This window comes from Maritimibacter sp. 55A14, assembly GCF_003122205.1.
Taxonomy (GTDB): Bacteria; Pseudomonadota; Alphaproteobacteria; order Rhodobacterales; family Rhodobacteraceae; genus QEYE01.
Map to the genome: position 1 here is coordinate 1 of NZ_QEYE01000020.1, position 11,898 is coordinate 11,898.

At 66.9% G+C, this 11,898-nt stretch carries 13 protein-coding genes and 1 tRNA gene; 7 read left to right on the forward strand and 7 right to left on the reverse strand.

Annotated elements, in window-relative coordinates; translation table 11 throughout:
- Window positions 1-138 precede the first annotated feature (138 nt).
- The gene (locus DDZ14_RS15115) at window positions 139-1,035 is read right to left on the reverse strand and encodes a hypothetical protein (protein WP_146193158.1); all 897 of its coding nucleotides are present in this window, start codon (window positions 1,033-1,035) and stop codon (window positions 139-141) included.
- 310 nt (window positions 1,036-1,345) lie between these two features.
- A tRNA-Tyr gene (locus DDZ14_RS19745) sits at window positions 1,346-1,429 on the reverse strand.
- Window positions 1,430-1,553: 124 nt separating this feature from the next.
- Here DDZ14_RS19745 and rlmB point away from each other — a divergent pair.
- The 4 genes from rlmB (at window position 1,554) to DDZ14_RS15135 (ending at window position 4,914) form a co-directional block, all read left to right on the forward strand.
- The gene (rlmB, locus tag DDZ14_RS15120) at window positions 1,554-2,348 is read left to right on the forward strand and encodes a 23S rRNA (guanosine(2251)-2'-O)-methyltransferase RlmB (protein WP_109425819.1); all 795 of its coding nucleotides are present in this window, start codon (window positions 1,554-1,556) and stop codon (window positions 2,346-2,348) included.
- Window positions 2,349-2,626: 278 nt separating this feature from the next.
- Window positions 2,627-3,106: a CoA-binding protein gene (locus DDZ14_RS15125; RefSeq protein WP_109425820.1), complete on the forward strand. Its 480-nt coding sequence runs from the start codon at window positions 2,627-2,629 to the stop codon at window positions 3,104-3,106.
- 79 nt (window positions 3,107-3,185) lie between these two features.
- On the forward strand, window positions 3,186-4,478 hold the full coding sequence (locus tag DDZ14_RS15130) for an O-acetylhomoserine aminocarboxypropyltransferase/cysteine synthase family protein (RefSeq protein WP_109425821.1): 1,293 nt from the start codon (window positions 3,186-3,188) through the stop codon (window positions 4,476-4,478).
- A 196-nt stretch (window positions 4,479-4,674) separates the two neighbouring features.
- Window positions 4,675-4,914: a hypothetical protein gene (locus DDZ14_RS15135; RefSeq protein ID WP_109425822.1), complete on the forward strand. Its 240-nt coding sequence runs from the start codon at window positions 4,675-4,677 to the stop codon at window positions 4,912-4,914.
- Between the two features lie 16 nt (window positions 4,915-4,930).
- Here DDZ14_RS15135 and DDZ14_RS15140 read toward each other — a convergent pair whose 3' ends face one another.
- A complete protein-coding gene (locus DDZ14_RS15140) occupies window positions 4,931-5,629 on the reverse strand; it encodes an SIMPL domain-containing protein (protein ID WP_109425823.1) in 699 nt (232 codons plus the stop codon).
- Window positions 5,630-5,794: 165 nt separating this feature from the next.
- On the opposite strand from DDZ14_RS15140, the gene DDZ14_RS15145 reads away from it, so the two are divergent.
- Entirely contained in the window at window positions 5,795-8,059 is a 2,265-nt protein-coding gene (locus DDZ14_RS15145) for a hypothetical protein (protein WP_146193159.1), read from the forward strand.
- 30 nt (window positions 8,060-8,089) lie between these two features.
- Here the strand turns inward: DDZ14_RS15145 and DDZ14_RS15150 are convergent, their stop codons facing one another.
- The 3 genes from DDZ14_RS15150 to hisF all read right to left on the reverse strand — a co-directional run bounded on the left by DDZ14_RS15150 (window position 8,090) and on the right by hisF (window position 9,924).
- Window positions 8,090-8,734: a DUF6778 family protein gene (locus DDZ14_RS15150; protein WP_233252605.1), complete on the reverse strand. Its 645-nt coding sequence runs from the start codon at window positions 8,732-8,734 to the stop codon at window positions 8,090-8,092.
- Between the two features lie 117 nt (window positions 8,735-8,851).
- A complete protein-coding gene (locus tag DDZ14_RS15155) occupies window positions 8,852-9,166 on the reverse strand; it encodes a phosphoribosyl-ATP diphosphatase (RefSeq protein WP_109425825.1) in 315 nt (104 codons plus the stop codon).
- Window positions 9,163-9,924 carry an imidazole glycerol phosphate synthase subunit HisF gene (gene hisF / locus DDZ14_RS15160; RefSeq protein WP_109425826.1) on the reverse strand — a complete coding sequence of 254 codons (762 nt, stop codon included), beginning with the start codon at window positions 9,922-9,924 and terminating at the stop codon, window positions 9,163-9,165. The genes DDZ14_RS15155 and hisF overlap by 4 nt, the downstream gene beginning before the upstream one ends.
- Before the next feature lie 150 nt (window positions 9,925-10,074).
- Here hisF and DDZ14_RS15165 point away from each other — a divergent pair, with 150 nt between their 5' ends.
- Window positions 10,075-10,533 carry a DUF302 domain-containing protein gene (locus DDZ14_RS15165; RefSeq protein ID WP_109425827.1) on the forward strand — a complete coding sequence of 153 codons (459 nt, stop codon included), beginning with the start codon at window positions 10,075-10,077 and terminating at the stop codon, window positions 10,531-10,533.
- 9 nt (window positions 10,534-10,542) lie between these two features.
- Here the strand turns inward: DDZ14_RS15165 and hisA are convergent, their stop codons facing one another.
- On the reverse strand, window positions 10,543-11,268 hold the full coding sequence (gene hisA, locus DDZ14_RS15170) for a 1-(5-phosphoribosyl)-5-[(5-phosphoribosylamino)methylideneamino]imidazole-4-carboxamide isomerase (RefSeq protein ID WP_109425828.1): 726 nt from the start codon (window positions 11,266-11,268) through the stop codon (window positions 10,543-10,545).
- A gap of 176 nt (window positions 11,269-11,444) precedes the next feature.
- On the opposite strand from hisA, the gene DDZ14_RS15175 reads away from it, so the two are divergent.
- Window positions 11,445-11,840: a DUF2147 domain-containing protein gene (locus DDZ14_RS15175; protein ID WP_109425829.1), complete on the forward strand. Its 396-nt coding sequence runs from the start codon at window positions 11,445-11,447 to the stop codon at window positions 11,838-11,840.
- Window positions 11,841-11,898: the final 58 nt, after the last annotated feature.

The following is an 11,898-nucleotide window of genomic DNA, read 5'->3' on the forward strand; positions in this document are numbered from 1 at the left end:
GGAAAATAGGGTTCCAGACGCGCCATCTGCGCGTCGCTCAGCCAGTAAAGATCAGACATGTCACCGCTCTGTTTTCAGGCGGTGAATCACGATGCTCGGCTGAAATCAATGGGTCCTGACCCTAGGCTTTAGTAACACCTATCCAACAATGATGCCGTAGGCTGTGCTCGCAACCTTGTACAAGAGCCACGTTGCAAATCCGCCCAAAACAAGGCGGTGGTTCCATGCTCGATCCTTGTTCTCCTCGAGAATGTTCACCGGGAAGGCCCACTTTGCATAGGCCGTCAAAGCCCTGTAGAAGATGAGGGAAAGTCCAATAAAGTAGATAAACAATGGCCAACGAAATAACTCAAACCTACTGCCCGCCGGGATCATCTGGTCCATGTAGTAGGTGGAGAAGCAGAGAGATACCGGAAGGGCGATAAACCACATGCCAATATCATAGGCGAAGTTGCGGTGAATTGCGCCGTACCACGTCTTGTGCGTTGTCAGTTTCTTTTCAACAGCCTTCTGGACGGCGTTGAAGAACGTGATTTCTTGAGCGTTAACGGTCACGTAGCTGTCGTTCGGAGTTGCTGCTGATACGAGAGGGTTAGGGTCAAATAAATCCGGCTTGTTGAAATCCAAGAACACCTCGATGCGATTTATTGGCTCGTTACCGTTCGCATTCCGTTTAAACGAGTTTACGTTCGTGAAGAAGATGGATTTTATAGGCTTCGGAAGATCTAGATTATCAAAGATATCAACCGATTCGGCATATATCTTCTGATCCCGTAAGCCATTCACCGTGGTGGTTAGGCAAAATGCGTCATCGAGAAGAAACGACTTGTGTTGATCCCATTGCTCATTCGTCAATTCGGGATCGCGTTTCAATGTTGCAATCGTCTGCTCACCAAATTTTTTATTGATGGAGTGTAGGTCACGATAGAGTCCCTTAATGTCTTCCAGCGAAAGCCGACAGCCGCGAACGGGAATAACTTCCTCATACCAACTGACAGGGTTACGTTTTGATGTGACCAGTGCGTCTTCCGCCATGTGGGCCTCAAATCTAATAATTGCCCCCTAACTAATCTATATCTGCGCACTTTTCTACAGTGGAGAACGCGATGTAGTGGCGCCTCGCGAACTTCAAGATCCACCGCGCCGCGCCCGTTAAAGTCTGAATGCCGACGAAAGGCTGGGTCCGGTCGCCCACGACACGACGCCTGAAGGGCAGCCATGGGCCGAACTCGATAAACCTACCAAAATAAGTGCTCAAGGGCGTAACAGGCTACCGACCACAATCGTGCCGCCGTCGAACCCCACCTGCGGATCATGCAGCCCAAGTCATTGGTTTTGTTGGGAATGGTGGGCGACCCTGGAATCGAACCAGGCATGGGTCTCCCCGGCGGAGTTACAGTCCGCTGCCGCACCTTGCAGCTCGTCGCCCATCCGCGGGGGCGCGCCGCCGCGAATGGCGCGATGGATACTTGGCGCCCCCTGTATCGTCAACAGGAAAATCCGGGCCGATTGGCCCTTGCCTGCGGCGGCCGCGCGGCGCAGTGTCGCCCGCCATGAGCAAGTCGAAATCCAAGAAACCCGTCTGGGTCGTCGGCAAGGAGCGTGCCCGCCGCGAGGCCGCGCGCGAGACCGTCTGGCTCTTCGGCCTGCACGCGGTGCGCGATGCGCTCGAGAACCCCGCGCGCCAGCGCCTGCGGCTGATCGTGACGCGCAACGCCGCCGACCGGCTGGCCGATGCGATCGCCACCTCCGGCATGGCGCCCGAGATCGCCGATCCGCGCAAGTTCCCCGCGCCGCTCGACCCCGGATCGGTGCATCAGGGCGCGGCGCTGGAGGTTCGGCCGCTGGACTGGGGCGGGCTGGACGCGACCTGCGCCGCGGGAGAGGGCCGTGCAGTGGTGCTCTGCCTCGACCGGGTGACCGACCCGCATAACGTGGGCGCGATCCTGCGCTCGGCCGAGGTCTTCGGCGCCCGTGCAGTCGTCGCGCCGCGCCGTGGGGCCGCGCCCGAGACCGGCGCGCTGGCCAAGACCGCCTCCGGAGCGCTGGAACGCCAGCCATATCTGCGGGTCCAGAACCTGGCCCGCGCGATGGCGGAACTGGCCGGGATGGGCTATCTGCTGGTCGGCCTCGATGGCGCCGCCGAGGCCACGCTGGACGAGGTCTGCGCGGACCATGCGGATCGCCCGCTGGCGCTGGTGCTCGGCGCCGAAGGGCCCGGATTGCGGGCGCTTACGCGCGAAAGCTGCGATCTATTGGCGTGCATCCCCGCGGCCGGTGCGTTCGGCTCGCTCAACGTCTCCAACGCCGCGGCGGTGGCGCTTTACGCTGCCACGCGCGGGCGCTGACCGCACCGCGCGGCTATCCTGGCGTGTGCCATGCAACCTGAAATTGCCAAGCGCCGGGATGGCGCCACAACGGGAGAATTTCCCACGCAGCTTCACATATTTATTACGTGCGCGCCCCTAGAATGCGCCTGCGTGAATACTAAATATTACCACAGAAGCGCGAATACGGAACCTCGCGTTTCATTTCACTGTCCCTCGTTCCGAACTCGCCTGCGGCTCTGTCGCAGGCGCTTTTTTTTCGGTGGCAGCCCGGCGCCGTGATGACTAGATAACCTTCCATGACCACCGAACCTTCCGACGCGCTTCTGCGCCGCATCCTGACCAACGCCCGCGTCTTCGCGATGGTCGGCGTGTCGATGAATCCCGTGCGCCCGTCCTATTTCGTGGCGCGCTACCTGTCGCTGAAGGGGTTCCGCGTGATCCCGGTCAATCCCGGCCACGGGGGCGAACGCCTTTTCGGCCAGACCGTCTATCCCGACCTGGCCTCGATCCCCGATGATGCAAAGGTGGACGTGTTGGACATCTTCCGCCGCTCCGAGGCCGTGCCGCAGATCGTGGAGGAGGCGATGGCGCATCTGCCCGATCTTGGAACCGTCTGGATGCAGATCGGCGTGACCCACAAGCAGGCTGCCGCGCAGGCCGAGGCCGCGGGCCTGACAGTGATCCAGAACCATTGCCCGAAGATCGAGTATCAGCGCCTCTTCGGCGAACTCAGGATGGGCGGCTTCGCGACCGGCGTGATCTCTTCGAAACTGTAACGCGGCGTGCGTGCGGCGTTGTACAGCCCCGCGCGATGCCGTAGCGTCTGGCGCGCGTTACAGATCGAGGGAGACATTCATGACCGGTAGCCCCAGCTATGGCTTCGACACATTGCAGATCCATGCCGGCGCGCGGCCCGACCCGGCCACCGGCGCGCGGCAGACGCCGATCTACCAGACCACGGCCTATGTGTTCCGCGACGCCGACCATGCGGCGGCGCTCTTCAATCTCCAGGAAGTGGGCTATATCTATTCGCGGCTGACCAACCCCACCGTGGCGGTCCTGCAGGAACGCGTGGCCACGCTGGAAGGCGGGGTCGGCGCGATCTGCTGCTCGTCGGGACACGCGGCGCAGATCATGGCGCTCTTCCCGCTGATGGGGCCGGGGCTGAACGTGGTCGTTTCCACCCGGCTCTATGGCGGCTCGATCACCCAGTTCAGCCAGACCATCAAGCGTTTCGGCTGGGAGGCGAAATTCGTCGATACCGACGATCTGGCCGCGGTCGAGGGTGCAATCGACGACAACACCCGCGCGATCTTCTGCGAGTCGATCGCCAATCCGGGCGGCTATGTCACCGATCTCGACGCGATGGCCGCGATTGCAGACAAGGCGGGGCTGCCGCTCATCGTCGACAACACATCGGCCACGCCGTACCTGTGCCGGCCGATCGAACACGGCGCGACGCTGGTGGTGCATTCGATGACCAAGTACCTGACCGGCAACGGCACCGTGACCGGCGGCGTGGTGGTGGATTCGGGGCGTTTCGACTGGTCGGCCTCCGACAAGTTCCCCTCGCTCAGCGCGCCGGAGCCGGCCTATCACGGGCTGAAATTCCACGAGACGTTCGGGCCGCTGGGCTTCACCTTCCACGGCATCGCCGTCGGCCTGCGCGATCTGGGCATGACGCTGAACCCGCAGGCGGCGCATTACACGCTTATGGGTATCGAGACGCTGAGCTTGCGCATGGCCCGCCACGTCGAGAATGCCGAGAAGGTGGCGAAATGGCTGGAGGACGACCCGCGGGTGGAGTTCGTCACCTATGCCGGGCTCAAATCCTCGCCCTATCACGACCGGGTCGCGCGGATCTGCCCCAAGGGCGCGAGTTCGCTTTTCACCTTCGGCGTGAAAGGCGGCTACGACGCCTGCGTGAAGCTCGTGGATTCGGTGGAGATTTTCAGCCATGTGGCCAATCTGGGCGACACCCGTTCGCTGATCATCCATTCGGCCTCGACCACGCACCGGCAGCTTACGCCGGAACAGCAGGAAGCCGCAGGGGCCGCGCCCAATGTGGTGCGGCTTTCCATCGGGATCGAGGATGCCGACGACCTGATCGCCGATCTCGACCAGGCGCTGGCCCGGGCCACGGCCTGAATCGCCGCGCCAGCGGTCTCTGCGCTCCCCGCAGGAGCGCCACCGGATCGCACGGTTTCGGCGGGAGCCCGCCGAAACCGCCCCTCCGGTTCGCCCCCGTGCGCGCGGCTGTGGATGCGCGGGCCGCACCGGTGTAGGATTGCGTCAAAACAAACCGGGGGACGGTGCTTCACTTCTAATTGGAAAGGAAGCTGCCATGCTACGGACTGTTGCACTTGCCGGGATGCTCATTCTGGCCCCGAGCCTCGCTCTGGCGCATAATTGCCCGAACCTTATGGGCGAGATTGACGCCGCGATGCCGTCCGCGTCGCTGTCGGACGAGGATATGGCGCGTGTTCAGGAATTGCGCACTGAAGGCCAGAACCTGCACGAGGCGGGCGATCACGACGCTTCTGTCGAGGCGCTGGAGGAAGCCAAGAGCATCCTGGGGATCTGAGCCCTGTGCCGGGGGGCTACTGATCCAGGCCGAAAATCATGCGGACTTCTGCTCGGACGGTCAGTTCCCCCTCGGCGACCGGCACGGATGAGGTATCCCGCGCCATTGCGGCCTCGAACATCGGCTGGGGCGGTTGAGCGCCGCCGGTCTCGGATAGTTCGATCACGCCGCCCAAGCTCACGCCTGCGGCCTCGGCGTAAAGTGCGGCCTTGCGCTGCGCGTCCGCCACCGCTGCGCGTCGCGCCGCGTCCTCGGCCGCGGTGGGGTCGTCCAGGCCGAAGCGGATCGACTGCACCCGGTTGGCCCCGGCACGCACCACCGCGTCGAGGACCTTACCCAGACTGTCGAGTTGCCGGACCCGCACCTCCACCATGTTGGAGGCGGTGAAGCCCGCGATGCGCGGTGGCTCGTCCTCGCCGTTGCGGGGCCGGGTCCAGCGTGGCGAAAGGTCGATCGCGCTGGTGCGGATGTCGGCGCGGGCAACGCCCGCCGCCTCAAGCGCGGCCAGCGCGGCCTCCATCCGGCGGCTGTTTGCGGCCAGGGCTTCTTCGGCGCGTTCGGCCTCGGCCACCACGCCGATGCTGACATGGGCGATGTCGGGGCTGCGGGTGACCGTCCCGGTCCCCTGCACGGTCAGGCGCGGCGCGGGGTCGGCGGCCTTGGCCGCCCCGGCCAGAAGAACGGATGCAAGGACGAGGGCGATGAACCGGTACATGACGGGCCTCCTTTCATGGGTTGCGGCAAGCATTCGCTCAGGCGCGCCGATTTGCAATCCCCGTTTGCCCGGGGTTGTACCCTGCGGGCCGATTCCTGCTATAGTCCCGCCGGGTCGGAGGGGGCGAGTCTCCTTGCCGCTCGGAACAATTGTCAGATGGGCCGGATGAAGCCGAATTTTGCCCTGAGCTTGTCCCATGAGGGTATCGGATTGCTGCACCGCGCGCGCCGGGGCGTCTGGACACCCGTGGGTGAGGTGTCGCTCGCCGCGCCCGACATGGAGGAGGCGCTGGCAGTCCTGCGCGGCACCGCCGTGGGATTGGAGGGCCGGGGTTTCGCCTCCAAGCTGGTGATTCCGGACAGCGAAATCCGCTATGTCACGGTGACCGCCGAAGGGCCGTCGGATGCCGAACGCCGCGGGCAGATCGAGGCCGCGCTTGAGGGGCTGACCCCCTATGCGGTGTCCGATCTGGTCTATGACTGGTGCAGCGCGGGGAACAAGGTGCAGGTGGCCGTCGTGGCGCGCGAGACGCTTGGTGAGGCCGAGGCGTTCGCGCAGCGTCACAGGTTCAACCCGGTCTCCTTCGTCGCCCGTCCCGATCCCGGCAATTTCGACGGCGAGCCCTTCTTCGGCGTGACCGCGCATGCGGCGACGCTGCTGGGCGATGCCGCCGTCGTGGAGCGCGACACGGAGCGCATGGAGATCGGCCAGCCGCTGTCGCAGGACGGCGAGGGGGCCGCGCCTGTCGCAAAGGCGGAGGAAGAGGCGCCGGCGGCGGCCGATCCCGCTCCGCCCGCCGGGGCGGTATTGGCGGCCTCGCGGGCCATCCCTCGAATCACGCCGCCGTTGCCCGTGCGGGAAACCGCGGAATCTGCGCCGCCCCGGCCCGCCGTTGCCGGGCTGCCGCCCGCCCCCGCTTCGGAGGCTGAGCTGCTGCCGGCGCAATTCGCCGCCGCGCCCCGTCAGGCCGGGCCGGGCCAGAACGCGGGATGGCAGGCTACGGGCAAACAGGACGGGGCGGAAACGCCGCCCCGCGGCCGCACCGGTCTGGCACTGACCGTTCTCCTGATTCTGGTGCTGATTGCCGTCGCGATCTGGTCGCTGATCTTCCTGCCCGACAATCCGGTGACCCGATTCCTCGGGCGCGCGCCGGAGGTCGAGACGGTGCAGGAGGCGCCACCGCACCCAGCGCCGGAATCGGCGCCGGAAGTCGCAGCGGAGGCCCCGCCTGCGGCGCTCCAATCCGGGCCGCGGGAGGCCGACTTGCCATCCGCGCCGCAGGCGTCAGAACCCGCCGGCGATCCATCCGCCGAGGCGGCAGAGGCCACCGAACCCGAAGCCGGATCCGAAGCCGCGCCGCAACCGGAGCAGGCCCCTGTGCCGCTTTCGGATGTTCTTGAGGCCGAACTTCAGCCCGAACCGGAACCGGAACCGGAGGCCGCCCAGCAGGATGCATCCGATCCCGACGTGGACCTGGATGGCCAACCGGGATCCGCGCCCCGAATCGCAGCCGGACCCAGCCCCGCTGCGGACAAGGTGATGACCGGCATGGACGCGCTGGAGCCGCCCGATATCCCTGAGGCCGCGGAGGATGTCTTCATCGCTACGGCGGATCGGGAAATCCTGCCCCAGGATCCCGTTACCCTGCCGGATTTCTCCGCCGGGCCTGGCGATGCGCGCCCGTCCACGCCCCTGTCGCCCGCCCCGGCCGGTACCCGTTTCACGCTCGACGCGCGTGGGCTGGTTATCCCGACACGCGAAGGGGCGCTGACCGCCGATGGGCTGCGGGTTTTTGCCGGGCGGCCGCGTATCAGCCCGCCGCCGCGCCCCGGCCGCGCCGCCGAGGCGGCTCTTGAGGCAGTGGCGGCGCCTGACCCGCTGGCGGGCAAAACGCCCCGGCCGCGGCCCGACGGGCTGACCGAACGCAACGAGATCGCGCAGCTTGGCGGGCGCACCCGCGACGCGTTGTCGGCGCTGCGCCCGCGCCCCCGCCCGGCGGGGGTGGCGCGCATCCCGGCACCGGATGGCGGGGCGGTTGGGGAGGTCGTGCCGGAGAGCGCCGGCACGCGGCTGGCGGTCAGCAACGCGCGGGTGCCGCGCCCGCGCCCCAGCGATTTCGGCACCATCGTTCAGGGGGCCCGCACAACCGCGCAGCCCGCGCGCAGCGCACCAATCCTGCCGTCGCGCGCCTCGGTCACGCGGCGCGCCACGCAGGAGGACGCGATCCGCTTGGGCGATATCAACCTGATCGGGGTCTATGGCAGCGCCGCCAATCGGCGCGCGCTGGTGCGTCTTCCCAGCGGCCGCTACCTGAAAGTGGCGATCGGCGACAAGGTCGATGGCGGCCAGGTGGCCGCGATCGGGGACGATTCGCTGCGCTACATCAAGCGCGGCCGGGCGATCACGCTGAAAATGCCCTCTGGCGGCTGAGCGCCGCCGGGATCGGGCCGGGCGGTTCGGTCAGCGCCCGCGCCGCCGGAAACTGCCGCGCGGGTCGGGTCCTGCGCCCAGCCATCCGGCGACGACGCGGCTCACATGATCCACGATCCGCACGCGCTGGGTTTCGCCGCGGGCTTCGGCCTCGCGCGCGTCCTGGCCCGAATAGGCGATCAGATCGGCCTCGATCCGGTCCCTGGGGGTCAGCGGCGCGCCGGTCCGCGCATCGCGAACCTGGGCGGTGAAGGTAATGTTGTGGACGCCCGAATGCGACAGTCGGGTGCGGGTCTTCTCGGTCAGCGCATGGAACTGGGCGACCTCGATATCGAGCGTCACCGGCCGCTGTCCGCGCAATCCGGCGGAGCCCTTGCGCGCGGCCTCTGAAATGATCCGGTCGACCTGCGCGTGGCGGTTGCCTCGCGGCTCCTCCCGCCAGACGATATCGGCCTGGGGCGCAAAGCTGTTGGCCTCGGATACGGTCAGCGTTTCCGGCACCGTGACCGCGACCTCGGTCACGCGCCAGCCGCGCGACACATCGGGGCCGACCACATCTGCGTAGTCAGTGTGCCATTGGCTTGCACAGCCCGACAGAACGGTCAGGCCGAGAAGAAGCGCCGCGCCGGTCGCCATGCGCCGGATGCCGCCATCGGGCGAGGTCTGTGTCGTCATCGAAATCTCCATGTCGCGGGCCGGTGAGCCGCCGGACCCTAAAGGCAATCTCTTACGAATTCTTTCAATGTTTGCCAATGCTTGCCAACGGAGAAACACGCACGCGTTGTCGCAATGTCACTTTTTGCGGGATGCCTTTTCCGCGATGCCCGAGACGCCTTCGCGGCGCTCCAGCTCCGCCAGGACCTCGGCCAGCGTCACGTCGCGCGCCGCGAGCATCACCAGCAGGTGATAGAGCACGTCCGCGGCCTCCGCAGTCAGGTTCTCCCGGTCGCCCCCGACCGCGGCGATAATCGCCTCGACGGCTTCCTCGCCGAATTTCTCGGCCGCCTTTTCGGGGCCGCGCGCCAGCAACTTCGCCGTCCAGCTCTCGTCCGGGTCTGCGCCCCGGCGCGCCGCGATCGTGGCGGCCAGCCGTTCCAGCGCGCTCATGGCGCGCGCACCGCGATGCCGGCGGCGGCCATATGCGCCTTGGCCTGACCGATCGTGTATTCGCCGAAATGGAAGATCGAGGCGGCCAGAACCGCCGAGGCATGGCCCTCGGTCACGCCCTCGACCAGGTGATCGAGCGTACCGACGCCGCCCGAGGCCACGACCGGGATCGAGACCGCGTCCGCTATGGCGCGTGTGAGCGACAGGTTGAAGCCGGATCGCGTGCCGTCCCGGTCCATCGAGGTCAGCAGGATTTCCCCCGCGCCCTTGCTCTCGACCAGGCGGGCGAACTCAATCGCGTCGATGCCGGTCTCTCGGCGCCCGCCATGGGTGAATATCTCCCAACGGTCCGGGCCGACGGATTTCGCGTCGATGGCCACGACGATGCACTGGTTGCCGAATTTCTCGGCCGCGCGGGCGACCACGTCCGGGTCGGCCACGGCGGCGGAGTTGAACGAGACCTTGTCGGCCCCGGCCAGCAGAAGCTGGTGGACATCCTCGGGCGTACGCACGCCGCCGCCCACGGTCAGCGGCATGAAGCATTGCTCGGCGGTCCGGGCCACCACGTCATACATGGTGCCGCGGTTCTCATGCGTGGCGTTGATGTCGAGAAAGCAGAGTTCGTCCGCCCCGGCGGCGTCATAGGCCTTGGCGGCCTCCACCGGGTCGCCCGCATCGCGCAGGCCGACGAAATTCACGCCCTTCACGACGCGGCCGTCCTTTACGTCCAGGCAGGGGATGATGCGCACCTTCAGCATGGCTAGCAGCCATAACGCGCCGCCCCGCGAATGCAAGACCGGATCGGCGACGCTTCGCCGCTGTCATGCAATCGTCGCTTGCCGCTCCGCAGGCGCGGTGCCAGTCTGCGGTCGTACCCTTTCACCCCTGCAACCGAACGGAACACTCCCATGCGTGCCATTCTCATCGCCTCGTATCTCTGTGCTGCCGCTGCCGGCCCGGCCCTGGCCGGCGACGGCGATATCCTGCGGGTGAAGGCCGCGGGCAGCGTGGCCGAGACGGTCGATGCGCTGACTGCCGCGGTGGAGGGCGCGGGCGCCACCGTTTTCGCGCGGGTCGACCACGGCGGCGGTGCTGCGAAGGCCGGGCTGGAATTGCAGCCTATGGAACTTCTGGTCTTCGGCAACCCCAGGCTGGGTTCGCCGGCGATGCAGGACAACCCTCTGGCCGGGCTCCACCTGCCGCTGCGGGTTCTGGCCTACGAGGATGCCGAGGGCCAGGTCTGGCTGGCCTATGAGGACCCCGAGGAGATGCTGGGCGATCTCGACGGCATTTCCGACGATGCGGAGTATATCGCGAAGATGCGCGGCGCGCTCAAGAAGCTGACTGGCAAGGCGGCGGGGAACTGAAAGCGGGCCTCAGCCCTCGGCCAGCGCGGCCAGGGCTTCGCGCAGGTCGAGCGCACCGTCATAGAGCGCGCGCCCCGAGATCGCGCCATCGAGCGGTGCGCCGCAGTCCCTGAGCGCCAGCAGGTCCCCGAGCGATGACACCCCGCCCGAGGCGATGACCGGGATATCGACCGCGTGCGCCAGCGCCGCGGTTGCCGCCACGTTCGGCCCCTGCATCGCGCCGTCGCGGTCGATATCAGTATAGATGATTGCGGCGACACCGGCGTCTTCGAAGCTCCGCGCCAGGTCGGTGACGGTCATGTCCGTCTCCTCGGCCCAGCCGCGGGTGGCGACGCGCCCGTGGCGGGCGTCAAGCCCCACCGCCACCTGTCCGGGAAAGGCGCGCGCGGCCTCCCGTACCAGGTCGGGCTTCTCCACCGCGACGGTGCCCAGGATGACCCGCGCCAGCCCCTTGCCCAGCCAGGTCTCGATCGTCGCCATGTCGCGGATGCCGCCGCCAAGCTGGCAGGGCACTCCGACGGCGGCCAGGATCGACTCCACCGGCGCTGCGTTCACCGGCGTTCCGGCGAAGGCGCCGTTCAGGTCCACCAGGTGCAGCCATTCGCAGCCCGCATCCGCGAAGGCGCGGGCCTGCGCGGCGGGGTCGTCGTTGAAGACCGTGGCGGCGTCCATCGCGCCCTTGAGCAGGCGCACGCACTGGCCGTCCTTGAGGTCGATGGCGGGGTAGAGGATCATGGCGGAAGTCCTTCGCGGGCAAAGCGGTCCGCGGCGTGATAGCCGGGTTTTGCGCCGGGTGCAAAGCGATCGGCGGCAGGCGCCCGCCGGGGGCGTGGGCGGACCCAACGTCAGGCTTGCCCGAACGCCGGGGCTGGCCCCATGATGCAACAGGATCCAAGGGAGGAGACCCATCCATGAAGAGTATCGTTCTGAGCGCCGGCCTGGTTCTGGCCATGGCCGTCCCGGCCCTCGCGGACCCCGTCGAAGGCACCTGGCAGACCCGCCCCGGCGATGACGGCAATTTCGCGCATGTGGAGGTCGAAAGCTGCGGCGCGGCGATCTGCGGCACGCTGGCGCGCGCCTATAACGGCGAGGGCCAGCAGATCGACAGCGACAATGTCGGCAAGCGCATGGTCTGGGACATGAAGCCCCAGGGCGGTGGCGCGTATGGCGACGGCAAGATCTGGGCACCCGACCGGGACAAGGTCTACGATTCGAGAATGGAACTCAGTGGCGACACGCTGACCGTTAAGGGCTGCGTTCTTGGCGGGTTGATCTGCCGCGGTCAGGACTGGAAGCGCGTGCAGTGAGCTGACGGTGGCCCCGGTCCCGGCAGGGTCGGGCGGAACTTGGATTTGACAGCATGTG